Here is a 25,694-nt window from a genome sequence, read left to right on the forward strand (position 1 = left end):
CGGGAGTGATTCAGCCACTCCCGGCAACGGTTTACTTAAACTGGAGAAAATCCAGAAGCTGCTGGTCGTTCATTGCCAGTGTGAGTGTCTGGCCTGCCAGCTCCGCAATCAGTTTTTCATTTTCTGCCTCGGACGGTGTGCCAAGGAATATCTGGCTCTGTTCGGCTGCGTAGTCGCCGCGATAGCTGTCATTTTCTTTCTCCAGCTCCACGCGTAATTTCATGTTGACCTTCACCTCTTGCTTCAGAGCTGATTTCTGTACCTGATAAGTCAGGTCGATAAGGCTGACCGTCATTTTGAATTCTCCGGCATACAGGCGGCTGATGCCCATATCCTGAAGTGCATGCTCAGTACTGTGCTTCAGTAGCTGCAGGCTGTCCTTGAGACGGATTTCGGGATAGGGGAGCTGATTGGTCAGGCGCAGGCCGATCACCTCTGAAGTTCTCAGGTCTTTTGCCTGGACATCAACCCTGGTGGTGGGCTTCAGTTGGCGGCTGACTGAAATTTCAGGATGCAGATCAAGCACCTGAGTATTGAGTGGGGCGCAGCCGGCAACGGCAGCAAGCAGCAGTGTCAGGCAGGTGGTTTTAAAGCTAATGGGTCGCAAAGGCATCTAATTTACTCCATATCCATTATGGGGCGGGGCTGTAATGTATTCAGAAAGTCGCTCAGGTTGTCGGCCAGTTTACGTAACGGTGGTTTGCCGGGGGCTTCCAGCCAGACTTCGCCGCTGAAGTTATCGAGGCTGATAAAAAAGTTTTCGTCAGGCTCCGGGCAGGCAAAGAAAAAGGTCAGGGGGCGTTTCTGCTGACGCTTTGAAAGGGCGTGGCCGATCAGGTTGCTGCGAAGGCGTTCCATATCTTCCGGGTTCCATACCTGTAGAAGGCTCAGGTCACCGTCACTACAATGTGCTGGCAGCGGGTCTGACCAGAAATGGGTATAAAAAGCGACGAGGTCCGGGTGGACATCTTCTTCGAGTGCTTCGCTCAGGCGCTGAAACATATCCTGTGGCTGCGTCTGCAATGCGGGGCGCCAGCCGACGGGCGTGCCTGCTGACACAGTATGCAGATAGCAGTCAGAAGGCCAGTCGCTGTTATAGGGGATCAGCGGAGCTTCGGGCTGTAGCTGCTTTAGGCGGCTGACAAACTGTTCCAGTGCCTGATGAACACTTTCTGCGGACATGTAATGGCTCTCTTATTTCAATATCAAATACAGTTAAGGATTCTACCTGATCTGTGCCTGGGCTGTATTGTGCCCGGAGTAATTGTTATCGGCTTGTATTCGGGAGAAAAAAGAGCCGGTTCGACAAGGGGTTAAGCGGGTCTTGAATAAAGGGCTGTATGAAACATAACCTACTGATTTTGTACAAAGAATGGCCAGTGAAAATAATTTAACTTTTTTTATTTAAACGTTTGACATGCCCATTAAAACCCGTAAAATTCGCACTCCGTTTGGGGCGGTAAGCAAATCGCAGCAGACGAATGGAAAGGGTAGTCAATTTGATGATTGCCTGGCTGTCTTCTCTCAGTAGAAGGTAGTTGCGGGTTAGAGTCCCGTATATATGTGGAGCGGTAGTTCAGTTGGTTAGAATACCTGCCTGTCACGCAGGGGGTCGCGGGTTCGAGTCCCGTCCGTTCCGCCACTATCTTAACGTGCTGAGATAGTGAGATAAGCCACTTGATTGGGCGTGTAGCTCAGTTGGGAGAGCGTCGCCCTTACAAGGCGAATGTCGGGAGTTCGAGCCTCTCCACGCCCACCACTCAAGTGCAGCCCCGGTCGCGGTTACGAATGGAAAGGGTAGTTAATGAGTTGGCTGCCTGACTGTCACCTCTCAGGAGAGGATGGTCGCGGGTTAGAGTCCCGTATATATGTGGAGCGGTAGTTCAGTTGGTTAGAATACCTGCCTGTCACGCAGGGGGTCGCGGGTTCGAGTCCCGTCCGTTCCGCCACTATCTTAACGTGCTGAGATAGTGAGATAAGCCACTTGATTGGGCGTGTAGCTCAGTTGGGAGAGCGTCGCCCTTACAAGGCGAATGTCGGGAGTTCGAGCCTCTCCACGCCCACCACTCAAGTGCAGCCCCGGTCGCGGTTACGAATGGAAAGGGTAGTTAATGAGTTGGCTGCCTGACTGTCACCTCTCAGGAGAGGATGGTCGCGGGTTAGAGTCCCGTATATATGTGGAGCGGTAGTTCAGTTGGTTAGAATACCTGCCTGTCACGCAGGGGGTCGCGGGTTCGAGTCCCGTCCGTTCCGCCACTATCTTAACGTGCTGAGATAGTGAGATAAGCCACTTGATTGGGCGTGTAGCTCAGTTGGGAGAGCGTCGCCCTTACAAGGCGAATGTCGGGAGTTCGAGCCTCTCCACGCCCACCACTCAAGTGCAGCCCCGGTCGCGGTTACGAATGGAAAGGGTAGTTAATGAGTTGGCTGCCTGACTGTCACCTCTCAGGAGAGGATGGTCGCGGGTTAGAGTCCCGTATATATGTGGAGCGGTAGTTCAGTTGGTTAGAATACCTGCCTGTCACGCAGGGGGTCGCGGGTTCGAGTCCCGTCCGTTCCGCCACTATCTTAACGTGCTGAGATAGTGAGATAAGCCACTTGATTGGGCGTGTAGCTCAGTTGGGAGAGCGTCGCCCTTACAAGGCGAATGTCGGGAGTTCGAGCCTCTCCACGCCCACCACTCAAGTGCAGCCCCGGTCGCGGTTACGAATGGAAAGGGTAGTTAATGAGTTGGCTGCCTGACTGTCACCTCTCAGGAGAAGATGGTCGCGGGTTAGAGTCCCGTATACATGTGGAGCGGTAGTTCAGTTGGTTAGAATACCTGCCTGTCACGCAGGGGGTCGCGGGTTCGAGTCCCGTCCGTTCCGCCACTTTCCCTTAAGGGATGCCTTTCAAATTTGCCGGAAAGGTTCTAGAATTGGCACTTCTGAAGTGGGCGTGTAGCTCAGTTGGGAGAGCGTCGCCCTTACAAGGCGAATGTCGGGAGTTCGAGCCTCTCCACGCCCACCACTTCATATCATCTCTCCTCAATTTAAGTTATCTGATATTTGACTGGCTACCTGAAAGGGTGAAGGCTTCTGCTTGCATCAATACATGTTGTTTTGCGTAACCCTAATAGGATTCTTTCGTGAATAGTGTCGATGAAACAGTTCTGGTATCGCTCTGTCCTGACCCGGTGATCGGCGTCGATGGGAAGGGAGTCGTGCGTCTGTTCAATGCGGCGGCAGAAAGATTGCTCGGTTATGCGGCAGCGGAGGTGATTGGCCTCAAAAGTATTGCGGAGATCTATCCCAGCCTTGAAGAGGCCAGAGCGATCAAGCGAATGATTCACTCGGACCAGCAGGGTGCGCCCGGCAGTCTCGAAGGCTATGGAACCAATCTGGTTCGTAAAGACGGGCAGGAAGTACCGATTCGTTTGTCGGCAGCCATTGTTGACCCGGACGAGGGAAGTAGCATTGGCTTCTTTCATGATCTGACCGAGCGGAAAAAGCTGGAGCAGCAACTGCACCGCCTTTCTGTTACCGACGAGTTGACCGGTCTTTTTAATCAGCGCTATTTCTATCAGGTGATGGGTGGTGAGCTGGAGCGGGCTAAGCGTTACCGGCACCCGCTGAGTCTGATCTGTTTCGACCTGGATCACTTTAAGAAGGTCAATGACCTGTACGGCCACCTCGAGGGTGACCGGGTTTTGAAAATCATCGGTGATATTCTTTCGGAAACGCTGCGTAGCTGTGATGTGCCGGTGCGTTACGGTGGTGATGAATTTATGATTCTGTTGCCTGAAACCGGTATCAGTTCAGCGGCGAAAACGGCAGAACGGATACGGCATAAGTTTAATCAGCGTTGCCCCTATGCGGCTGACAATGCGGACGGTGCTGTGGTCAGTGTCTCGATCAGTCTGGGTGTTACAGAGAGTAATGGTACCGAGAATCCCGATCAGATTGTTCAGCGCGCTGATCTGGCGATGTACGAGTCGAAAAACTCAGGCGGTAACAGCACTGTGCTGATTAAGCAGCATCTGGGCAGTAAGTTGCGCTCGGACTGAAAGCGTTAGTCAGAGCTCTTCCGCATCATCGGGATAATCTTCATCCTCATACTCGTCACGGTTCAGGCAGAGTAGTTCTTCGTTATAATCTTCCATTCTTCATTCCTTAATTATTCAGGTGCGGCGGTAGCATAGAGCTGTTTGGTGTGCGCCCGATGACAAAATGATGACTGTTTTATGACTGCCTCACCTTCTCTGTTCGACGCCTGCCCCCGCGTGCCTTTGCAGCACCTGCAGCATCCTGTTTTGTTGCAAGCCGGCGTATCGGTGGCACTGTTGCGTCTGGATCAGACGGATGCAGTGGTCAGTGGTAACAAGTGGTACAAGCTTAAATATAACCTTGAGTGGGCCTGTGAGCAGGGTTTCAGGCGTGTGCTCAGTTTTGGCGGGGCGTACTCTAACCATATTCATGCGCTGGCAGATGCCGGCAGGGCGATGGGGTTAGAAACCATCGGCATGATCCGGGGGGAGCCGGCTTATGCCGCTAATCCTACGCTGCGGGATGCTGCGCAGTGGGGGATGCAGCTTCATTTTGTCAGTCGGGATGAATATCGTCGGCGACATGACCGGGCTTATATTGAGGAGCTCGCTGAGCGATTTCCCGATGCCTGCATAGTGCCTGAGGGCGGGAGCAATGCGCTGGCCGTAAAGGGGGCGATGGAGATAGTTACGCCTGATCTGCTGGACAGTGTCCGGCCCGATCAGATTGTACTGGCCTGCGGGACGGGCGGCACACTGGCAGGGGTGGCGTTGAGCTGTCCGCAAGTTGAGGTGCTGGGTATCCCTGTACTGAAAAATGCCGGTTTCTTACGCCAGGATATTGCTGACCTGATGGCTCAGGTTACTCCGCAGCCTGCAGGTAACTGGCGGCTGGATCTTGAGGGGCATGGTGGTGGCTACGCCCGGACTTCGGCAGAGCTGCTGCAGTTTATCCGGGAGACAGAGCGGTTGTGTGCCGTGCCACTTGATCAGGTGTATACCGGGAAGATGCTGATGCGTCTGTTTCAGTTGATTGGTCAGGGGGTGTATCCCCGGGGCAGCCGGATTCTGGCGGTGCACACGGGTGGTCTGCAGGGGCGCAGAACGCTTCCTCATACTTGAGTCGCTTCTCTTTGCATACAATTACTTATTGAAATGACTGTAAAAAATCAGTTAGATGGACTCAATCACAGACAGTGTTAATCCGGAGAAAAAATGGATTACTTTCGTAATATTGGCCTGATTGGCCGCCTGGGCAGTAAATCAGTTATTGATACTCTGAAGCACCTTATTCGTTTTCTTAACGACCGGGGGCTGAATACGATTCTGGATGAGCGTATTGCTGAAGTGATGCCCGGCCATGGTCAGCAGACCAGTACCCAGAAAATGATGGGGGAGATCTGTGATCTGGTCATCGTCGTTGGCGGCGATGGCAGTCTGTTGGGCGCCGCCCGCTCTCTGGCGCAGTATCATGTTCCGGTACTCGGTGTGAACCGGGGTAACCTGGGTTTCCTGACCGATATCTCACCGAACGAGATCGAAGAGAAGGTCACTGAGGTGCTGGAAGGAAAATATACCGTCGACAGCCGCTTTCTGCTGGATGTGATTGTTAAGCGTGACGGTGTACCGATTGCAGAATCCACCGCGTTGAATGATTGTGTGCTTCATCCGGGTAAAGCCGCGCGAATGATTGAGTTCGAGCTGTATATCGAAGGGCAGTTTGTTTACACCCAGAAATCTGACGGTCTGATTGTTTCGACCCCAACCGGCTCTACCGCGTACTCGCTTTCCGGTGGCGGGCCGATTATGCATCCGAAACTGGATGCGCTGGTGCTGGTGCCGATGTTCCCTCACACCCTGTCCAGCAGGCCTATTGTGGTAAACGGAAACAGTGAGCTGAAACTGGTGATCAGTCCGAATAACAGCGCTTATCCGACGGTTTCCTGTGACGGTCAGACCGATATTGCCTGTGCACCGGGTGATACGATAACGGTGCATAAAAAGCCGCATAAGCTGAAGCTGCTGCATCCACTTAACTACGATTTTTATACCACCTGCCGTGAAAAACTTGGCTGGGGTACCAAGCTCGGAGATTAAGGTGACGCGTAGATACCAGGGATATGATCTGATTGGTGATGTTCACGGCTGCTGCCTGAGTCTGGAGCTGTTGCTGGAAAAGCTCGGCTACAGCAAGAAAAATGGCGTTTACCAGCACCCTCAGCGGCAGGTGATCTTTCTCGGGGATATAGTCGACCGCGGCCCGCGGATCCGTGAAGCCCTCCATCTGGTTTATGATATGGTTGCCAGTGGCGCAGCCCAGATCGTCATGGGTAACCATGAATTCAACTTCCTCAGTTACTGTACCCGCGGCCGTGAGGGCAGTGGGCTGAGCTTTCTGCGTGAACATAACCCCCGTCATCACCGTATTCTTGCTGAGACGCTGGAGCAACTGGCGAACTATCCGCAGGAGCAGGCAAAGTTTATGCAGTGGATCCGGGAGATGCCGGTCTACCTCGAATTTGAGCATTTCCGGGTGGTGCATGCCTGCTGGCATCAGCGTCTGATCGATCGGTTTGAGGCGGAATACCCCAATCATGTGATCGATGATCGTTTTCTGCATCGCTCTTCACAGCGCGGTACCTTCGAGTGGGCGTTGATGGACCGGCTGTTGCGCGGTACTCATCTGCGCCTGCCGGAAGGCGAAGTGATGGTGAGTAAAGATGGCTTTGAGCGGCGTTTCTTCCGGACAAAATTCTGGGCAGAGGAGCCGGAGCTCTATGGTGATGTGGTATTCCAGCCCGATCCGCTGCCGGAGCATATTGCGCTGATGCAGCTCACAGAGCAGGACTATAATGATCTGCTCTATTACGGGCCGGAGCAGAAAATGCTGTTTATCGGGCACTACTGGCGCGAAGGGGAGCCTGCCCCGATTACCTCAAATATCGCATGCTTAGACTACAGTGCGGTTAAATATGGCAAGTTGGTGGCTTACCGGCTTGATGATGAAACCACGATCCAGCCGGATAAGTTTGTCTGGGTTGATGTCCGCAAGGAGATTGCGGACGAGTTGGCTCTCTGATGATTAAGCTGCTCACTGTGCCACTGGATGAAGACCTGACGGAGTTCACCCGTCTGCTGTGGCGCTATGAGGTGCCGCATCGGGTGGTTGAGCTGGAAACGACACAGGAGCTGTGGGTTGCCCGCAGCGTAGACGCAGAGCAGTTGATTCTGCTGTATGAGCACTGGCGCAATGGCGCTGACCTGAGTCGGATAGAGCTGGTCGTGAACCGCCCCGTCAGTGCCCGGCCGGGGTTTCTTGAGATGGCTCGCCGGGCCTGGTTCAGTGTGGTGCTGATTGCGACGGCGATTATGCTCTCGCTCCTGATCGGCTTTGGTGAGAACCTGAATCTGTTGCGTCATCTGACCCTGTCGGATCTGATCCTGCGCAACGGCAATATTTACAGTTCCGGTCTTGGGGCAACGCTTGAATCGATGCAATGGTGGCGCCTGGTCACCCCGGTGTTCCTGCATTTCAGTATGCCACACCTGTTATTCAATGTGCTCTGGGTCTGGGTTGTAGGTTGCCGGATAGAGATTGAGCAGGGGCGCGGTCTGCTGATTCTGCTGGCGCTGTTTTCCGGCTTGAGTTCTAATCTTGCGCAATACTGGGTCAGCGGGCCACGGTTTGGTGGATTGTCCGGTATCGTGTTTGCCCTGCTGGGCTATGCCTGGTGCTGGGATAAGTTTAACCGGGAGAGGCAGATCGGTCTGCCGCCGGCGCTGATGGGATTGATGCTGTTCTGGCTGGCGCTTGGCTACACCGGGGTGCTGACCGCACTCGGCTTTGGTGAGATTGCTAACACGGCCCATCTGGTTGGGTTGATTGCCGGGGTCGTTTTTGTGCCCGTGGCCAGAATGGTTCTGAAAAGGCGTGACTGACGATGGAGATTGACTGGCTCAGTGCCGAGCTCAAGCAGCGTTATCAGGCTCAGTGGCAAAGGCTGCAAGGCTTTGAAGGTGCCCGGGTGGATGGTCGATACCTGCAGACCAGTATGGGGCCGGTGTGGGTGCTTGAGGCAGGGCCTGAGGATGCGCCGCCGCTGTTTGCTGTTCATGGCCTGCATACCCCTGCGCCGTTTACTCTTGAGTTGTTCTGGCCGTTGACACAGCATTATCGGGTGATCTGTGCGGATATACCCGGTCAGGCCGGGAGAACGCCCGGCGTGGCCCCGCTCCCTAACACACCGGGCTATGGTCTCTGGCTCGATCAGCTACTTAGTGCGCTGGATATTCCGCGCTGCCCGATGGTGGGGCTCTCTTTTGGTTCTGCGGTTCTGCTGGATCTGGCTGCACAGCAACCTGAGCGTATCAGTGCTGCATCGCTGGTCGTACCTGCCGGGTTTTTCCGGCCACTGTTGCGGCCGATGAAGCGACTGGTGCTACCGTTGCTGAGTTTCAAACTGCACACTGATCAACTCCATTTCGATCAGTTGATGAAACCACTGATGGGGGATAACTGGCCGGAGCTCGAGGCGTATTACTTTGCTGTCTTTCAGGCAGGCATGCCGATGACTCTGATTCCGCCGGGGCCTTTTGCCATCGAGCATCTGTCTCGTTTCAAGGCTCCGGTACAACTGATCTATGCCCTCGATGATCTGTATTTTGATCCGGAAAAATTACAGCGAAAAGCGCAACAGGCCCTGCCTGATCTGGAGCAGCAGATCGCCATCGATGATCTGCATATACCCAATGCGCAAAACCGCCGTCAGATTCAGGATCAGGTACTACAGTTCATGCGGAATAAAAACCGGTTGTGGTAAACTCTCTGCTATTCCGGGTTGGAGCTTAAGCCAACCCTCTGGTTAGGAAGCGCAGATGACATACGAAGAACTGATCCAGGCGATGACGCCGGATATGCACCAGTCCCTGAAACGTGCAGTAGAACTGGGCAAATGGCCTGACGGTCGCCGCCTTACCCCCGAACAGCGTGATATCTGCATGCGTGCAGTGATCGCCTATGACCTCGAACATAAACCGGCCGAAGAACGTGTCGGGTTTATCGACCGCACCAAACAGGATGGAAGCCAGCACGGTAAAGACCCGTTGGCAGCCGATACCATCCGTATTCTGACTGACGATAAAAACTGATGCAGCAGTTAGGTTGTGGCGCGTTGCATAAAATGCGCACTGAACTGTCTGCAGAGGGTGTTCGTTACTACCTGCCACTGGGTGAACAGGAAGTTTCGATGAATGAGCTGCTGGGGCAGCCGATCAGTCTGGAATACCTGGGGGCAATCAACTGCACCCACTGTGGGCGCAAAACCAATAAAAGCTTCAATCAGGGTTATTGTTACCCCTGCTTTAAAAAACTACCCCAGTGCGATCAGTGCATTGTTAAGCCCGAACTGTGTCATTTCCACGAAGGCAGTTGCCGGGATGCGACCTGGGGCGAGCAGTTCTGTTTTCAGGACCACTACGTTTATCTGGCTAACTCTTCCGGCGTAAAAGTCGGCATTACCCGTGGCACGCAGATTCCGACCCGGTGGATGGATCAGGGGGCGGTTCAGGCTTTGCCGATTCTCAAAGTGTCGACCCGTCTGCAGTCCGGCAAGGTAGAGCGTCTGCTGGGTGAGCACGTGGCAGACAAAACCAACTGGCGCAAAATGTTGAAGAATGAGGTCGACGATCTCAATCTGGCGGAAATTCGCGACCAGTTGTTTGCCCAGTGCAATACCGGGTTGATGGCGCTGGAGCAGGAGTACGGTCTGGAAGCGATCCAGCGAATCTTTGATGCGGAACAGGTCGAAATTAATTACCCGGTTTTGAACTATCCGCAGAAAGTCGGCTCTTTAAACTTTGATAAAACGCCACAGGTGAGTGGGGTTTTGCAGGGTATCAAAGGTCAGTACCTGATTCTCGACAGTGGCGTGATCAACATGCGTAAATTTACCGCTTATCAGGTAGCGTTATCTGCCTGACAGGCCAGCAAGGTGTAGTTATGTCCCAGGAACCGAAAGTAATCTATCTAAAGGACTATCAGGTCCCTTCCTATCTGATTGAAGCCACAGAGCTGCGCTTTGAATTGTTTGAGCAGGAAACCCGGGTGTCTGCGGAACTCAGGGGCCGGCGTAACCCTGAGTGCAAATCACAGGCACCGGAGCTGGTGCTGTTCGGCCATGAAGAGGTGGAGTTGCTGAGCCTGAAGATCGACGGCCGCACCCTGGCTGAAAGCGAATATCAGCAGCAGGCAGAAACCCTGACGCTCTCATCGCTCCCGGAGCAGTTTGTGCTGCACAGCGAAACCCGGATTCATCCGGAGAGCAACACCGCACTGGAAGGGTTGTATAAGTCTGACGGAATGTTCTGTACCCAGTGTGAAGCGGAAGGCTTTCGTCGTATCACCTTCTTCCCGGATCGCCCGGACGTAATGTCGGTTTATCGCACCACGATTGAAGCGGACCGTGATAACTATCCGGTGCTGCTCTCCAACGGCAATCTGGTCGCTTCCGGTGAGGCCGAAAATGGGCGTCACTGGGTAACCTGGGAAGATCCGTTTCCTAAGCCTTCTTACCTGTTTGCACTGGTCGCCGGTGATCTGCAGTACATTGAAGACAGCTACACTACGCTTTCCGGACGGGATGTGCGTCTGTTGATCTACGCGGAAGAGAAGGATCTGGATAAGCTCGACTACGCCATGCAGTCGCTGAAGAAAGCGATGCAGTGGGATGAAGAGGTGTATGGGCGCGAATACGATCTGGATATCTATATGATCGTTGCGGTCGACTTCTTCAATATGGGCGCAATGGAAAACAAAGGCCTGAATATCTTCAACACCTCCTGCGTTCTGGCAAATCCGAAAACCACCACGGATGCCGCTTTTCAGCGGGTGGAAGGGGTGGTTGCCCATGAGTATTTCCATAACTGGTCGGGTAACCGGGTGACGTGTCGTGACTGGTTTCAGTTAAGCCTGAAAGAGGGTTTTACCGTCTTCCGCGACGCGGAATTCTCTGCCGATATGAACTCACGCACGGTAAAACGGGTTGAAGATGTCGGTGTGATGCGTACCGCGCAGTTTGCCGAAGATGCCGGCCCGATGGCACACCCGATCCGCCCGGATTCCTTTATCGAAATTTCCAACTTCTACACTCTGACCATCTACGAGAAAGGGGCAGAAGTGGTGCGCATGGTTCACACCCTGCTGGGGCCGGAACTGTTCCGCAAAGGCAGTGATCTCTATTTCGAGCGGCATGACGGTCAGGCGGTTACAACGGAAGACTTTATTCAGGCGATGGAAGACGCTTCGGGCCGTGACCTGAGTCAGTTCCGTGCCTGGTATCATCAGGCCGGAACGCCACAGCTTGAAGTCAGTGATCAGTTTGATCCCGAAAGCGGCGAGTATCAGCTTACCGTCCGGCAGAGCTGCCCGCCAACGCCCGGACAAGAGAAAAAAACAGCCTTCCATATACCGCTGGCGATCGGACTGATCGATCCATCCGGTGCCGAGCTTCCGCTTGCCGAAGGGCAGGGGACACAGGTTCTGAATCTGACCGAAACGGAACAGGTGTTCTGTTTTACCGGTTTAAGCCAGAAACCAGTACCTTCTCTGCTGCGCGGTTTCTCTGCGCCGGTCAAGCTCTCCTACCCCTACACCCGTGATGAGCTGATGTTTCTGATGGCCCATGACAGCGATGGTTTCTGTCGCTGGGATGCGGCGCAGAAACTGGCGGTGGATATCATGCAGGAACTGATTGCGGCTTATAAGCCGGATCAGACGATGCAGTTGGATGAGCGTCTGATCACCGCCTACCGCGCAGTGCTCGAGGCTGAAGGGCTGGATCAGGCGATGGTCAGCAAGGTTCTGAGCCTGCCTTCTGAAGCCTACCTCTCTGAACTGGCTGAGGTGGTGGATGTGGATGCAATCCATCAGGTGCGCAATTTCGTGCGCCGCACGCTCGCGGCTGCACTGGAAACGCTGTTGCTGCAACGTTATCAGGAGACGGACATTGCTGAAGAGTACTCTCCTGAAGCGGATGCGATTGCGCGTCGCAGCCTGAAAAATCTCTGCCTCTCTTACCTGATCAGTCTCGAGAAGGAGGAGTACCTTGAGCTGGCTAAAGCTCAATATGCCAAAGCAGACAATATGACCGATATGCAGGCGGCGTTGTCACTGGTGGTGCACTCGGTATTTGCTGCTGACGCCGAAGCCATGCTGGCTGATTTCTATGAGCGCTGGTCAGGCGAGAGTCTGGTGGTGAACCTCTGGCTGTCGATTCAGGCATCGGATCCGAAGCCTGGTGCATTACAGCGGGTTGAAGCGCTGATGCAGCATCCGGCTTTTGATGCGAAAAACCCTAACAAGCTGCGTTCGGTGATCTCGGTGTTCTGTGCGCAGAACCCGGTTAACTTCCACGCCGCGGATGGTTCAGGTTATCGTTTTCTGGCGCAGCAGATTATTCAGCTTAATAAGCAGAATCCGCAGATCGCTTCACGTATGCTGACACCGCTGACCCGTTGGAAAAAATTCCCGCAACAGCGTCAGAAACTGATGATTGAAGCGCTGGAGTCGGTTCGCGATTGTGGTGAGCTGTCTAAGGATGTGTTTGAAGTAATTAGCAAAAGTCTGGCATAAAAAGTCGTTTTTAGCCTTTCGCCGGGGGGACGTTTAAAGTTCCCTCGGCTATACTCGCAAAGAAGTCAGAGAATATTGTCCGAACTTTTTCTGCGGGGAGTGTTCTCAGGCTAAGCCAATGGTCGGGTGATAAGGTAGGGCCCGACAGGATAACCAAAAGAATAAGTATACGTTTTACCAAGGATGCAACATGTCACAATTACTGTCTGCAGAAGATAAGTTCGACATTCAACAAAACTTCCGCCGTTACATGCGCCTCAAGGACAGCCACGAATCGGCGACTGATGCTTTCAAAAATGCCAAAGCTAACCGGATATGGATTGCCGGGATTGTCCTGATGCTGTTTGCGCTGGCCTCTGATTTCTTCCTCGGCGCTGCCGCAGGTTTGTTCGGGGTGTATTTCTACAATGTAATTACCAGTTGGCTGGATGCTAACTCCAGTGACGAGCGGCTCGAAGAGCTGGATCGCTGGTTCTCCTCCAAATCTCTGAAATTCGAAGGTCGTATTCTGTATTTCAAACAGGATGACCTGCTGGAAAACCCAATCGACCCTTTTAATGAGGGTTGTTACGCAACTGCAGAGTAAGCTGTAGTTTTCTGTTTTCATCTCTGATGCCGGAAGCCTTGGCTTTCCGGCATTTTTGTATCGGTTACGCTGATGACTGCTCTGCGCGACAAACAAGCCTGGATATTTGACCTTGATGGCACCCTGACTGAGCCGGTGCATGATTTCGCTCATATCCGTCAGGCGCTGGGTATGGCGCCGGAAGCTGATATCCTGGCGACTATCGCCGCTCAACCAGAGCCGATCAGGCGCACCACAATGAAGCGGTTAGATGAGCTGGAGCGCCATTATGCGGCGCAGGCGCGGCCTGCAATGGGTTTATTGCCCTGTTTACAGCGCTTACAGGCGCAGGGGTGTCGCCTCGGTATACTGACCCGGAACAGCCGGGAGCTGGCGTTGTTATCTCTCGATGCCATTGGTGCCGCGCAGTTTTTTGACCCAAAAGATGTGCTGGGTCGGGATGAAGTAGACCCTAAACCTGCGCCTGATGGTATAAAATATCTTTTAAATCAATGGGATATTGGTTTTCGTAAGGCGGTTATGGTCGGAGATTTCCACTTTGATCTGCTCTCCGGGCGTGCTGCGGGTGTGACTACGGTGCATGTGGATCCTGCGGACAGACACTGGCCGGAGGTGACCGACTATCGATTACAGCGGCTGGATGAGCTTTTGCGACTGCTGGATTAAAAGTTGGCCCGGCAGTTGCTATATACAGGTTGAGGAAGCGTTTGCTTTACTCTTGGCCTAAGCACCGGGCAGAAACCGCAGGTTTCTTCCAAGTGTGAATCTTCAGACCAAAGAGCGTGGCTCTTTGGTCTTTTTTTTGCCTGCACAGAACCGGCGCAATGCCGAGTTTTTTCTTCGCGGCTGCTGTCAGCGGGATAACGGGTTGCTGATTTGAGCGACCTTATGGTTTTTGATTTTCCTAAAGCATGCCTTGCTTGATCCTCATCAAAATGTGCCTGCGCTGTTTCTCTATATATTAAGCAGAAATGTTTCCGTGGAGGTATCAGAATGACGATTCTTACTGAGTTACACCAGGACCATGTCAATCTGAATAAATTGTTGCTGATGCTTCAGCAGCAGGTCGACAAGCTTCGCAAGGGCGAACAGCCCAGTTTCAGTTTGATGGGGGATGTGGTTGAGTATATCGCCAGTTACGCAGATGGCTTTCATCACCCCCGGGAAGATAAGTTGTACGAGGCTCTGGCGCAGCGCAGCCACGGGTTAGACGAGAAACTGCAGGCCTGCCGGGAGGAGCATGACGCGCTGAAAATCGCCAGTACTCATCTGAGCGACGCCATTGACGGGGTGCTGCATGATGCGGTTATGCCGATGGCAGAGTTTGCTGATCTGCTGGAGGAGTTTGTTACGCTGCAGGTTCGTCATCTGAACTATGAAGAGGGTGAACTGTTTCCGCTGATTGCCGCGCAGGTGAGCGATGAAGAGCTGGCAGTGCTGAGTCAGCAGCTCCCCATGCCATCCGACCCGCTCTTCAGTGAGAAGCGGGCACATGAATATAACGATCTTTACCGTGAGTTGATTGAAGAGCTGAATCGAAGCTGAGCCAGACAGGGCTCCGGGCCGGGTCAGGCTTGTCTGATCCGGCTGATGTTCTGTTCAGAAAAAGGGCTGAAGCTGATACGATCCCGGCCGTTGCGTTTCGAGTTGTAAACCGCCTTGTCTGCGGCCTGAATCAACTGATAGGCAATATCTTCGAGTTTGGCCTGAGGGAATTTGTCCGGGTTGCAAAGCGATACACCAACGGAGGTGGTCATGCGGAATGGTTTGGCATCCTCATTGCGGAATACCAGCCCGGCCAGTTTCTGACGCAGGTTATCAGCAATTTCCAGTGCGCGTTCCTGATCGCAGTTGGGCAGCAGAATGGCAAACTCTTCACCGCCGTAGCGGGCGACAATATCGGTCTTGCGTAACTGCTTGTTCAGGAACAGGCCAACGGTTCGCAGTACCCGGTCACCGGTCTGGTGGCCGAAGGTGTCATTGACCATTTTAAAGTGGTCGAGATCGATAAACAGGCAGGCCAGCGCATAGTTGCCTCGACTGGCCCGGGAAAGCTCCCGGACGATCTCCTGCTCAAAAGAGCGGCGGTTATGCACTTTGGTCAGCATATCGATACTGCTGAGGCGGTGCAGATTTTCCTGATTGATGCAGTTCTCGATACAGACGGAGATCACCTGCGCGAGGTGCTGCAGATAATCGTAACGCACGTGCTCGGTATACCGGCTGGCGTCATGGCTGCCCAGATGCAGGCTGCCAATCAGACAGTTCTGACGGATCAGCGGTAGCAGGGCGCAGGATTGCACCGGGCTCTCGGATACCGGGAAAGCCTCCTGTCGCAGTTCTTCGCGCGGTGTGCCGATGATCATGTTCTGGTTGGGGTAGATGGATTTCAGTAAGCGCTGGCTCTGGACAAAACGCAGCGTGTTGCCGGGCGGAGGAGGTACGTAATCATCCAGCAGAGTGCGGGCTGCGTGTTCGGGGTCAAACAGGATCAGGTTGACATGGCTGAGACGAAACAGGGATTTGAATTCAACCAGTATCAGATCGAGCAGTTCAGACAAACGCGAACATGAGAGCAGACGCAGTTCTACCTCAAAAAAACTGTTCAGGACTGACTCGTTGCGTTCGGCTTTGTTGATCAACAGTCGCAGAGTACGCTTAAGTTCCTGATTTTCCTTTTCCAGTTCGTCAGATCCCATATTCAACTTAGCAGCCGGATGTTATCCGTTATTATCGGCAGATACGCTTAACTATAAAGGATTGTTTGCATTTTTCTGTGAGAAATTTTAATGACAATTTTAATTAAAATGTCAGCTCTCACGATTATTCATATAACGCTCTACCGTATCCACGACGGCCTGAGTGTGAGAGTCCACTTCCATATTCACTTTAGCGCCCACCTCCAGTTGCCCGAAGGTTGTGACCGACAGGGTTTCGGGAATCAGGAAGACGTTAAAACGATTACCCTTCACTTCGCCTATGGTGAGGCTGCAGCCATTCAGCGCAATAAAGCCTTTTGCAAAGAGGTAGTGGCGCCACTGTTCGGAGGTTTCAAACCAGATAACCCGGTTGTTCTCGGGTGTCTCGATGTTGACGATCTCCACCTGCTGGTGGATATGCCCGGAGAGCAGGTGACCGCCGATCTCATCGCCAAAACGTGCGGCGCGCTCAAAATTGACCGGGTCTCCTTCTTTGAGCAGGCCGAGATTGGTTACCCGCAGTGTCTCCATGATCAGGTCAAAACTGATCAGATTGCCCTCAAAAGCGGTGACGGTCAGGCAGGTACCATTAATAGCAATGCTGGCACCGAGTTGCAGATTCTGGCTGTATTCCTCGGGAAAGCGAGCCTGCAAACGCATGAAGTCGGTTTTTCTTTCAATGGAATGGACAACCGCCTGACCCTGAACAATTCCGGTAAACATAAGTGCACTCTTACAAATTTTCACTAATCTAACTGTATTCGGGGATCGTACCAATAATCGTTAAGCGGCGCAGTCACAATTTAAGGATAAAACGATGAAAATATTGATCACAGGTGGAACGGGTTTTATCGGTCAGGCGCTGATCCGGGAGCGGCTGAACGCGGGCGATGAGGTGGTCTGCCTGAGTCGTCAGCCCGCTAAGGTAAAGAGCCTGTTCGCTGATCGGGTCAAAGGGATCAGTGAGTTGCCGCCTGCCGGCAGTGACCGGTTCGATGCCGTGGTTAACCTTGCTGGTGCAGGCATCGTTGATCAGCGCTGGAGTGATACACGCAAGGCACTGCTGCGCGACAGCCGGATAAGCCTGACCCGCCAGTTGGTAGAATGGATCAGCCAGCAACCGGAAAAGCCCGAAGTGCTGGTCAGTGGTTCGGCCATCGGGTTTTACGGCAGTCAGGATGATCAGCCGCTGAATGAGGAAAGCCCGGCGGTGGAATGTTTTACGCATCGTCTCTGTGCTGACTGGGAAGCGGAAGCACTTCAGGCAGAAGCGCTGGGTGTCCGGGTCTGCCTGATCCGGACCGGGGTTGTACTCGGAGCGGGGGGAGGCGCGCTGGCTAAGATGCTGCTGCCGTTTAAGCTGGGACTGGGCGGCCCGGTGGCCAGTGGCCGGCAGTGGATGTCCTGGGTGCATCTGGATGATGAAGTGGATGTAATCAGCATGCTGCTGACCCACAATCAGTTGAGTGGTGTCTTTAATCTGACGGCGCCGGGGGCGGTCACAAACCGGGAATTTTCAAAAACACTGGGGCAGGTGTTGCATCGGCCCGCCTGTCTGCCTATGCCGGGTTTTGCCTTGCAACTGATGCTGGGGGAGGGGGCGGAATTACTGACCGAAGGGCAGCGGGTCTGCCCGCAGCGCCTGCTCGATCTGGGGTTCAAATTTAAATACCCCGAATTAAAACCGGCGATGCAGGCCTGCGTTTCAGCAGGCCAATAGCGGGTTCAGGAAACGGACCGCCTACGGGGCTTCATCTTCTTTTTTGGCTGAATGGGGTGCGGCTGCGTTTACCGGGTCTTGCGGGGTACGGCTCGTGCAGTCCAGCTTATTAAGGACTTCGAGGGCCTTGTCGAGCTGGTTTTCAATGCGCTCCAGTCGGTTTTCGAGCTGTTCAATGCGGAGGATGTTTTCCTCCTCTTTTTCGGTAATTTCACGTTCATCCTGTTCGATAAAGAACACTGAGAAGCTGGCGGTGAGCATGGAGAACATGCCCAGCCCCATGAGAATCAGCAGCGAACCGAAAATACGGCCTTCGGTGGTTTCCGGGACCAGATCCCCGTAACCAACTGTTGTCACCGTCACCCACGCCCACCAGAGGCCGTCCATCGGGCTTTCAAACGCGGGGTCTATCCCGGAGATCAGCAGACCCGAGATCACCAGAATGATAAAGCAGATAAACAGGGTGATGCCCAGGTTGTGGCGTGACAGCAGATCGCGGGTGTCTTTGGATACCCGCAGAAATACACCGATGGTCAGGGCCAGACGCAGGGAGCGGATAATGCCCGCGTAAAAAGTGTTAACGCCCCACAATACCGGAAGACCGCCCAGTACAATCAGCGGACTCATCCAGTTCTGTTTCAGATAGCGGAGTCGGTCATCTACCAGACTGAGCATCAGGGCAAGTTCTGATGCAAACAGTAACCAGATCAGCCAGTCAGAAGCAAAAGAGGCGTAAGGGTTACTCAGGTTTTTCGATTGCAGGTACCATTCAACCAGTATCCATACGGCAGCAATCACCATGGGGCCTTCAAAGCGCCGTCCCCAGCGCAGAGCGCGTTCATTTTCGCTCTCATCGACCCCACCCAGGCCAAACAGACGCATAAAGGCGGCGTGTTTCTGGTATTCCATGGTGATTCCTTTTTTTGGCTGACCGGCCACCGGGCCGGTTTCTGTTCGACTGACTAGGTTCGATGTTGCTGGCGCTGACGTATCCGGCTGAGTGCTTCAAACAGCAGGTCTCCCTGCCAGAGCTCCGGGGTGGCGCTGTACAGATGTTGCTCCAGATCCAGAATCAGCACATTAATGGTTTTATTATTTGCCAACTGACAGAACTGCTCAACACTGTTCAGTGATTCATCCTGCCAGAAGCGCTGCGCCCAGGCGATCAGGTTGATCCGGGTCTCAGCGGGATTGTTCTGGTTACAGGCTTCAGCCAGCGCAGAAAAGTAGCGCTCCTCTGTACGGTCATATACCTGATTCAGGCCGGGCTGTAACAGAGGGGGATCGATCTCCCGGTTTGGCGGGTGTGTAGCCGGGCTCCCTTTGCGTAACTGTTTCAGCTTATGCCATGAGTAGATAAAACCCAGTGTGGTGAGCATGGTGATGGCCGTCAGTAGCCAGATCAGCAGGGAAGAGGAGTCGCTGTCGCTGCTTGCTTCAGCCATGGAAGGCCGAGATGCGGCTGCGGCGTTGAGGACATTCAGGCTACGTTGCGGAATCTGGGCGTGCTGGCCCTGCTCTTTCTCAATATCCCACCAGGGAATGTCGATTGCGGGCAGGTTAATCTCGCCGGCAGCATGGGGGGTAATCAGCAGCTCTTCAACCCGTTGGCTGACCAGTCCGGTTTCGCTGACCCGCTCTTCAAGCACCACGTTGATCAACTGGATCTGCGCAGAGTCGTGCAACAACCCGGACATGGAAGGCAGGTCTGCGGCAGGCAGTCCCTCCGCTTCCATGCTGATGATCCGGCGCAGGGACTGTCCCTGATTTAACTGGCTGCGTTGCTGCAGGTTGTCTTCGATGTACAGGGAGTTGGCAGGAAGCCAGTTGCCCTGGCTGCTGGTATAGGCGGCGGGTAACACTGAGAGCAGGCGTGGTTCACTCTGCAGTTCAAGTAAGTTTCCGCCGGGCAGGGTGGCAGAGAAAAACAGCGGAGATATCTCGACCTCACCGGGCTCGCGGGGAAAGATAGCATAGCTGGATTCTGTCACGGTATAGCTTTGACCGCGTACTTCCTGAGTGTACTGCCTCTGCTCATCGAGAGGCTTAACCAGAGCATCCTGCGATTGCGGGGCGCTCAGGCTGGCGTCGGTTGGAAGCGTGCTCAGATGATACAGTTTGGCTTTCAGGATCAACTGGCTGTTGAGGTAGAGCTCATCCCGGTCTGTTTCTACTTCGAGAAAAATAGCCCGGTCTGTTTCACCCAGACCGGGGTTCTGGGTCGCCGGCAGTACGGTGAAGTTCAGTGCCGGGCTGAGTTCGCCGGCGACTTCCAGTGCCGGGATTCTGATTTCGCCCTCACGTTTAGGCCGTAGCTGCACGACCCAGCGAGTGGTCGTGGTGACAGCGCCGGTAGAGTGGCTGGATACAGTGACCTGACGGGTGCTGAGAATCAGATGATCGCGCTGCAACTGCTGCAAGTCTGGCCGGCTGGCATTTTGCTGATCAGTTTCCAGTGTCAGGGTGAGTTTTTGCCCCTGGAATAACTCCGTTTTATCCAGTTCAGCCGTGACGGCTGCCATCAGAGGAAGAGGCAGGAATAAGATCAGAAACAGGTAGCATGGGTTCATCAGCAATCGAAGGTCTCACTTTGCCGGCCGCTGAGCGCAATGGCGGGGCCGTACTCCAAAGATAGGCCATTATGGGTAATGTTAACGACCTTAGCAATTGCCTGTGTCTCAGGTTTTTATGCCTACGTATTGATTTCACACAATAATTTCTGCTTTTCAAGACAAACACAGAGAAGGGTGGGGGCGGTTTGCCGCAAGGCGAAACCGGAACCCGGCAGGCTCAACAAGATTATCTATACTGTTGAATAGTCGGTAAATAAATCAGTCGCTTAGGTTGGTTTCGCCCGTCAGGTGAGCATTCGGCTGGCCCTTTCTGCTACCGCTGAGGAGATCGCATGGAATATATAGGTCTGGAGAACAAAGACAGCCTGCTGCAGGCGCTGCATCAGGAGCTGCGTAATCGTCTGGCCGAAAAGCGGGCCGAGGAGCTGGTTGAGTTTGCCTCTTTGTATTATGCCTCTGCATCGGCTGCGGATCTGCTGGAGTGGCAACTGGAAGATCTGTACGGCTCCACGATCGCCTGCTGGCAGTTTATTCAGCAACGTAAAGCAGAACAGGCCAAAGTCAGGGTTTTTAATCCTGATATCGAGCAGCACGGCTGGCAATCGACCCATACCATCATCGAAGTATTGCAGGAGGATATGCCGTTTCTGGTGGATTCCCTGAGGATGGAACTTAACCGCCGTAACCTGACGATACATGCCATCCATAATGCCGTGGTTTGCCTTAAACGGGATTCTGAGGGTGGGCTGGTTTCTCTGTTAAGGAAAGACAGCCGGTCGCGGCAGGCCCAGCGTGAATCGATGGTGGCCATCGAGGTGGATCGTCATACCGATAGCGAAGACCTTAAAGAGCTGGAGCAATCCCTGCATGGGGTGCTCGAAGATGTCTCCATGGTGGTGCAGGATTTTGAGCCGATGGTGGCCCGTTGTGACCATCTGACTGAGGTATTCGCCAGTCCGGTTGCAGGGATAGAGCCGTCACTGGTGACCGAAGTGCATGATTTTATCCGCTGGCTCAAGGAGCATTTTACTTTTCTCGGATACGATGAATATAAACTGGTTGAAAAGGACGGTAAACAATCGCTCGAAGCCATTCCGGGCAGCCAGTTAGGCTTACTTAAATTCTGTGATGAGCACTGCCGGTCGGCGCTGGTCAGTGAGAATAACCGCGACGCCGGGGGCTTTGTACTGATCCCGGATATCCTCTCCTTTACCAAGTCTGTCCGCCCCTCCAGTGTGCACCGCCCGACCTATCCGGACTACATCAGCATCAAACGCTACGATGAGCAGGGGAAGGTCACCGGTGAATGCCGTTTTCTCGGTCTCTATACCTCCAATGTTTATGTTCAGAGTTCGCGCCAGATACCGATCGTGAGGCGTAAAGTGGATGCGGTGATGGAGAAGTCCGGGCTGCATCGTTATGGCCATGACTGGAAAGAGTTACTGCAGATTCTTGAGATCCATCCGCGCGATGATCTGTTTCAGGTCAGTATCGACGAGTTGTATCAGACGGTGATTGGTATTCTGCAGATACATGAGCGGCGTCAGATCCGCCTGTTTATGCGACGTGATCACTTTGGTCAGTTCTATTCCTGTCTGGTGTATTCGCCCCGGGATATCTACAGCACGGATTTCCGCAACAAGGTACAGTCGCTTTTGCTGGAACAGCTGGGCTGTGATCAGGCGGACTTTACCACGTATTTTTCGGAATCTATCCTCACCCGAACCCAATTCATTCTGCGCGGCGAAAATATTCAGGAAGCGTTTGATCAGACCCGGCTGGAAGCGCTGGTGCGTCAGGCTGCCCGCAGCTGGAGCGACGATCTGCGCGATGCGCTGGTGGAGGCGCTGGGTGAAGAGGTCGGAACCTCGACCTTCAACCGTTTCGGACATGGTTTTCCGCCCAGTTACAGCTCAGATTTTTCGGCCCGCACAGCGGTGGTGGATCTGCAGCATATGGGATGCCTGAATGAACAGGAGCCGCTGCAACTGAGTTTTTATCAGGCGCTGGACCGGGAGGCGGGGGATTTTAACCTGAAGCTTTTCAGTTACGGTGCTTCGCTGCCGCTGTCAGATGTGATCCCTATTCTGGAAAACCTCGGACTCAGGGTGATCGATGAGCACCCCTACCGGATTAACAGTAAGCGGGAATCTATCTGGATTCACAATTTTAAACTGCACTATACCGGCGCGGCGGCCCTTGAAATTGAGTTGCTGAAAGAGCTTTTCGAAAGTGCCTTTATGAGTATCTGGCAGGGTCGGGCCGCCAGTGATGATTTTAATCGTCTGGTACTCGCGGCACGCATCAACTGGCGTGAGGTGGCGATGCTCAGAGCTTATGCCGCTTATATGAAGCAGATCCGTTTTCCGATCAGTCAGGAAGCGATCAGTGCGACACTGAATACGCATGTGGAGATCACTGCGCTGTTGGTGAAGCTGTTCCAGGCCCGTTTTCAGCCGGACAGCGAATTGCAGCAGAAACAGCAGGAACAGCGGCTGATGGAAAGTCTCGATCAGGTGAACAGCCTGAATGATGACCGGGTTATCAGGCAGTACCTGATTCTGATCAAGGCAACGATGCGGACTAATTTTTATCAGACCTGTAAGGGGCAGCCGAAGCCGTATTACGCGTATAAACTGGCGCCCCGTAAGATCCCGGAGATTCCTCTGCCGCGGCCTGAGTTTGAGATATTTGTCTTTTCACCCCGGGTAGAGGGGGTGCACCTGCGGGGCGGCCGTGTGGCCCGGGGTGGATTGCGCTGGTCTGACCGGCTGGAAGATTTCCGCACCGAGGTGCTGGGGCTGGTTAAGGCGCAGCAGGTGAAAAATGCAGTGATTGTGCCGGTAGGTGCTAAGGGTGGTTTTGTGGCCAAACTGCTGCACGAAGGGATGAGCCGGGAGGAGATCCTCGAAGAGGGAATCAGTTGCTATAAAACGTTTATCAGTGGTCTGCTGGATCTGACGGACAATCTGGTAGACGCACAGGTGGTACCACCTGAACAGGTGGTGCGTCACGATGATGATGACAGTTATCTGGTGGTGGCGGCAGACAAAGGCACAGCGACGTTCTCAGACACCGCCAATGAGATTGCTAAGGCTTATGGCTTCTGGCTGGGTGACGCATTCGCCTCGGGTGGCAGTCAGGGTTACGACCACAAGAAGATGGGTATTACAGCGCGCGGCGCCTGGGTTTCAGTGCAGCGTCATTTTCGTGAAATGGGCATCCATACGGAGCGCGACCCCTTCACAGTGGTGGGGATTGGCGATATGTCAGGGGATGTGTTTGGTAACGGAATGTTGTTATCGAACCGGATTAAGCTGGTGGCTGCATTTAACCATATGCATATCTTTATCGATCCGGAACCCGATCCGGAGCAGAGCTGGCAGGAGCGCCAGCGGCTGTTTAATCTGCCGCGCTCCTCATGGAGTGATTATGATCCGGCACTGATCTCTGAAGGGGGCGGAGTATTCGAGCGTCGGGTGAAATCGATCAGGCTGACCCCGCAAATGAAGCGTCTCACCGGTCTCAGGCAGGATCAGGTCACGCCCAATGAGATGATTCAGGCACTGTTGCGCGCCGAGGTGGATCTGATCTGGAACGGGGGGATTGGCACATACGTCAAAGCCAGTGATGAGAGTGATGCGGATATCGGTGATAAAGCCAATGACGGGGTGCGGGTAAATGCCAGTGAGCTGCGCTGCAAAGTCGTGGGTGAGGGCGGTAATCTTGGCTGGAGCCAGAAAGCGCGTATGCAATATGCACTGCTTGGCGGCCGTATTAATACCGACTTTATCGATAACGCAGGGGGGGTGGACTGTTCCGACCATGAGGTGAATATCAAAATTCTGCTCAGCCAGATTGTTGCAGCAGGGGATATGACGGAGAAACAGCGTAACCAGCTATTACAACAGATGACCGATGCTGTTGCAGAACTGGTGTTGCGTAATAACTATCGTCAGGTACAGGCGATCTCGATGGTTGAGGCGCGAAGCCTGGAGAGTATGGCCGAATTTCAGCGCTATATCAGTGGCATGGAGGGCTGCGGCAAGCTGAACCGGGAGCTGGAATTCCTGCCTTCCGATGAGGTGCTGAATGAGCGCCGGGGGCAGCAGAAAGGTCTGACCCGGCCAGAATTGTCGGTGCTGATCTCCTACAGTAAGGCCGAGCTGAAGGAGACCCTGAGTCGCTCGGCGGTTCCGGATGACCCCTATCTGTCAAAAGAGCTGTATACGGCTTTTCCTGCCAATCTGGTGCGTGATTATCCGCAGCAACTGGAATCCCATCGTCTGCGCCGGGAGATTGTGGGGACACAGATTGCCAACCATATAGTGAATATCATGGGGATCAATTTCGTTGACCGGTTGCGTGTCTCTACCGGTGCTGATGAAGTGGCAATTACCCGCGCGTTTGTACTGGCAAGGGAGATCTTTGCACTGGAAGCCTATTGGCGTCAGTTGGAAAAGCTGGATCATAAAGTTGATAGCCGCCTGCAGATAGAGATGATGCATGAGCTGCAACATATGATGCGTCGGGCAACACGATGGCTGGTGCGTAACCGGCGTTCAGAGCTGGATATCGACAAAGAGGTGAAGCGCTTCAGTTCGGCGCTGAGCAAAGTCACGGCAAAACCAGAGTCGTTGTTACGGGGGGAGCCGTTGCAGCGTTGGGAGAAAGCACTGAGCCGTTATCAGGAGGCGGGGGTGCCATTGCGCCTGGCAAAAATGGTGGCGGGAGCCCGCAGCCTGTATGCGGCACTGGGGATTATTGAAGTGGCAGGGGATGCCGGGGTACCGGTCGATAAAGTCGCACAAATCTACTTCGGTCTGGGGGAGCGGCTGGAGCTGGACTGGTTAGCACAACGCCTCAATCGGCTCAGTGTGGACAATAACTGGCAGGCACTGGCCCGTGAGGCATTTCGTGATGACCTTGACTGGCAGCAGCGAGCCGCAGTTGCAGGCGCGATTCACGGGCGAGTAAAAGGCTGTAGCGTTGATGATGTGATCGACAAGTGGTGTGATGAAAACCGCTGGCTGTTGCAGCGCTGGAAAACCGTATTATCCGAGTTGAAAAGTGCAAAAAAACAGGAATATGCGATGTATACTGTGGCGCTGAGAGAGTTATTCGATCTGGCTAAGTCCAGTCAGTTCAGTCGCTGAGGTTAGAACAGGGCCGATTTGGCCCATGCAACATCTATGAAGACGATTATTGTTGATCTGCATATCAGTCCGGAAAAATACAAGCTGATGTATCAGGGGGTGGCGCAAAGCGTCATCACCCGCGCCATTGACGGGCGCAAAGTCCGTTTTCCTGCCAATATTCTTCAGCCTTTTCTGCTGCGGGATGGTATACGGGGCCGCTTTTGTATCCGCTTTACGGATCAGGGCAAATATCAGTCTATCGAGAAGATAGCTTAACGCGGCAGCCGCTATTTCTGCACCCTGATGGTGCGTGATGGTGCGAGTT

Annotated in this window: 21 protein-coding genes and 10 tRNA genes; 25 read left to right on the forward strand and 6 right to left on the reverse strand. The window is 53.7% G+C overall.

Annotated features, from left to right (window positions below):
* Positions 1-31 precede the first annotated feature (31 nt).
* Positions 32-613 (reverse strand): YajG family lipoprotein, encoded by a 582-nt coding sequence (locus tag QUD59_RS15895; RefSeq protein ID WP_286238172.1) that lies wholly within the window; start codon positions 611-613, stop codon positions 32-34.
* Positions 614-618: 5 nt separating this feature from the next.
* Entirely contained in the window at positions 619-1,182 is a 564-nt protein-coding gene (gene syd, locus QUD59_RS15900; RefSeq protein ID WP_286238173.1) for a SecY-interacting protein, read from the reverse strand.
* A 383-nt stretch (positions 1,183-1,565) separates the two neighbouring features.
* On the opposite strand from syd, the gene QUD59_RS15905 reads away from it, so the two are divergent.
* The 22 genes from QUD59_RS15905 to QUD59_RS16010 all read left to right on the forward strand — a co-directional run bounded on the left by QUD59_RS15905 (position 1,566) and on the right by QUD59_RS16010 (position 14,784).
* Positions 1,566-1,642: transfer RNA gene (locus QUD59_RS15905), tRNA-Asp, on the forward strand.
* Between the two features lie 41 nt (positions 1,643-1,683).
* A tRNA-Val gene (locus QUD59_RS15910) sits at positions 1,684-1,759 on the forward strand.
* Between the two features lie 113 nt (positions 1,760-1,872).
* A tRNA-Asp gene (locus QUD59_RS15915) sits at positions 1,873-1,949 on the forward strand.
* Between the two features lie 41 nt (positions 1,950-1,990).
* Positions 1,991-2,066, forward strand: a tRNA-Val gene (locus tag QUD59_RS15920).
* Between the two features lie 113 nt (positions 2,067-2,179).
* Positions 2,180-2,256 (forward strand) — tRNA-Asp (locus QUD59_RS15925).
* Positions 2,257-2,297: 41 nt separating this feature from the next.
* Positions 2,298-2,373: transfer RNA gene (locus QUD59_RS15930), tRNA-Val, on the forward strand.
* Positions 2,374-2,486: 113 nt separating this feature from the next.
* Positions 2,487-2,563 (forward strand) — tRNA-Asp (locus QUD59_RS15935).
* A 41-nt stretch (positions 2,564-2,604) separates the two neighbouring features.
* A tRNA-Val gene (locus QUD59_RS15940) sits at positions 2,605-2,680 on the forward strand.
* A gap of 113 nt (positions 2,681-2,793) precedes the next feature.
* Positions 2,794-2,870 (forward strand) — tRNA-Asp (locus QUD59_RS15945).
* A 63-nt stretch (positions 2,871-2,933) separates the two neighbouring features.
* Positions 2,934-3,009 (forward strand) — tRNA-Val (locus tag QUD59_RS15950).
* 118 nt (positions 3,010-3,127) lie between these two features.
* On the forward strand, positions 3,128-4,045 hold the full coding sequence (locus QUD59_RS15955) for a GGDEF domain-containing protein (protein WP_286238174.1): 918 nt from the start codon (positions 3,128-3,130) through the stop codon (positions 4,043-4,045).
* 177 nt (positions 4,046-4,222) lie between these two features.
* Complete coding sequence (locus QUD59_RS15960; protein WP_286238175.1) at positions 4,223-5,146, forward strand: 1-aminocyclopropane-1-carboxylate deaminase/D-cysteine desulfhydrase; 924 nt, start codon at positions 4,223-4,225, stop codon at positions 5,144-5,146.
* Positions 5,147-5,239: 93 nt separating this feature from the next.
* Entirely contained in the window at positions 5,240-6,121 is an 882-nt protein-coding gene (locus QUD59_RS15965; protein WP_286238176.1) for an NAD(+) kinase, read from the forward strand.
* Positions 6,117-7,103, forward strand: a complete 987-nt coding sequence (locus QUD59_RS15970) for a metallophosphoesterase (protein ID WP_434025560.1) — start codon at positions 6,117-6,119, stop codon at positions 7,101-7,103. The genes QUD59_RS15965 and QUD59_RS15970 overlap by 5 nt, the downstream gene beginning before the upstream one ends.
* The gene (locus QUD59_RS15975; RefSeq protein ID WP_286238179.1) at positions 7,103-7,963 is read left to right on the forward strand and encodes a rhomboid family intramembrane serine protease; all 861 of its coding nucleotides are present in this window, start codon (positions 7,103-7,105) and stop codon (positions 7,961-7,963) included. Before QUD59_RS15970 ends, QUD59_RS15975 begins: the two co-directional genes overlap by 1 nt.
* Positions 7,964-7,965: 2 nt before the next feature.
* On the forward strand, positions 7,966-8,844 hold the full coding sequence (locus QUD59_RS15980) for an alpha/beta fold hydrolase (protein WP_286238180.1): 879 nt from the start codon (positions 7,966-7,968) through the stop codon (positions 8,842-8,844).
* 55 nt (positions 8,845-8,899) lie between these two features.
* Positions 8,900-9,172, forward strand: a complete 273-nt coding sequence (locus QUD59_RS15985; protein ID WP_286238181.1) for a YeaC family protein — start codon at positions 8,900-8,902, stop codon at positions 9,170-9,172.
* Positions 9,172-10,002 (forward strand): DUF2797 domain-containing protein, encoded by an 831-nt coding sequence (locus tag QUD59_RS15990; protein WP_286238182.1) that lies wholly within the window; start codon positions 9,172-9,174, stop codon positions 10,000-10,002. The genes QUD59_RS15985 and QUD59_RS15990 overlap by 1 nt, the downstream gene beginning before the upstream one ends.
* Positions 10,003-10,022: 20 nt before the next feature.
* Positions 10,023-12,653, forward strand: coding sequence for an aminopeptidase N (gene pepN, locus QUD59_RS15995; RefSeq protein WP_286238183.1), 2,631 nt, complete (start codon positions 10,023-10,025; stop codon positions 12,651-12,653).
* Positions 12,654-12,843: 190 nt separating this feature from the next.
* Entirely contained in the window at positions 12,844-13,239 is a 396-nt protein-coding gene (locus QUD59_RS16000; RefSeq protein ID WP_286238185.1) for a hypothetical protein, read from the forward strand.
* Positions 13,240-13,311: 72 nt separating this feature from the next.
* Positions 13,312-13,905: an HAD family hydrolase gene (locus QUD59_RS16005; RefSeq protein WP_286238186.1), complete on the forward strand. Its 594-nt coding sequence runs from the start codon at positions 13,312-13,314 to the stop codon at positions 13,903-13,905.
* A gap of 327 nt (positions 13,906-14,232) precedes the next feature.
* Positions 14,233-14,784 carry a hemerythrin domain-containing protein gene (locus tag QUD59_RS16010; protein WP_286238187.1) on the forward strand — a complete coding sequence of 184 codons (552 nt, stop codon included), beginning with the start codon at positions 14,233-14,235 and terminating at the stop codon, positions 14,782-14,784.
* Between the two features lie 23 nt (positions 14,785-14,807).
* Here QUD59_RS16010 and QUD59_RS16015 read toward each other — a convergent pair whose 3' ends face one another.
* Together QUD59_RS16015 and QUD59_RS16020 are read right to left on the reverse strand one after the other, a co-directional pair.
* Positions 14,808-15,938 (reverse strand): GGDEF domain-containing protein, encoded by a 1,131-nt coding sequence (locus tag QUD59_RS16015; protein ID WP_286241046.1) that lies wholly within the window; start codon positions 15,936-15,938, stop codon positions 14,808-14,810.
* A gap of 111 nt (positions 15,939-16,049) precedes the next feature.
* The gene (locus QUD59_RS16020; protein WP_286238189.1) at positions 16,050-16,661 is read right to left on the reverse strand and encodes a riboflavin synthase subunit alpha; all 612 of its coding nucleotides are present in this window, start codon (positions 16,659-16,661) and stop codon (positions 16,050-16,052) included.
* Between the two features lie 94 nt (positions 16,662-16,755).
* Here QUD59_RS16020 and QUD59_RS16025 point away from each other — a divergent pair, with 94 nt between their 5' ends.
* The gene (locus QUD59_RS16025) at positions 16,756-17,658 is read left to right on the forward strand and encodes a TIGR01777 family oxidoreductase (protein ID WP_286238190.1); all 903 of its coding nucleotides are present in this window, start codon (positions 16,756-16,758) and stop codon (positions 17,656-17,658) included.
* 21 nt (positions 17,659-17,679) lie between these two features.
* Here the strand turns inward: QUD59_RS16025 and QUD59_RS16030 are convergent, their stop codons facing one another.
* Both QUD59_RS16030 and QUD59_RS16035 read right to left on the reverse strand, forming a co-directional pair.
* Positions 17,680-18,567 (reverse strand): potassium channel family protein, encoded by an 888-nt coding sequence (locus QUD59_RS16030; RefSeq protein ID WP_286238192.1) that lies wholly within the window; start codon positions 18,565-18,567, stop codon positions 17,680-17,682.
* A gap of 53 nt (positions 18,568-18,620) precedes the next feature.
* Positions 18,621-20,228: a BatD family protein gene (locus QUD59_RS16035; protein ID WP_286241047.1), complete on the reverse strand. Its 1,608-nt coding sequence runs from the start codon at positions 20,226-20,228 to the stop codon at positions 18,621-18,623.
* A 335-nt stretch (positions 20,229-20,563) separates the two neighbouring features.
* On the opposite strand from QUD59_RS16035, the gene QUD59_RS16040 reads away from it, so the two are divergent.
* Together QUD59_RS16040 and QUD59_RS16045 are read left to right on the forward strand one after the other, a co-directional pair.
* The gene (locus tag QUD59_RS16040) at positions 20,564-25,387 is read left to right on the forward strand and encodes an NAD-glutamate dehydrogenase (protein WP_286238193.1); all 4,824 of its coding nucleotides are present in this window, start codon (positions 20,564-20,566) and stop codon (positions 25,385-25,387) included.
* Positions 25,388-25,423: 36 nt separating this feature from the next.
* Positions 25,424-25,645, forward strand: coding sequence for a DUF2835 domain-containing protein (locus QUD59_RS16045; RefSeq protein ID WP_286238194.1), 222 nt, complete (start codon positions 25,424-25,426; stop codon positions 25,643-25,645).
* Positions 25,646-25,694: the final 49 nt, after the last annotated feature.

Origin of the sequence: Neptuniibacter halophilus, assembly GCF_030295765.1 — a bacterium.
Classification (GTDB): Bacteria; Pseudomonadota; Gammaproteobacteria; order Pseudomonadales; family Balneatricaceae; genus Neptuniibacter; species Neptuniibacter halophilus.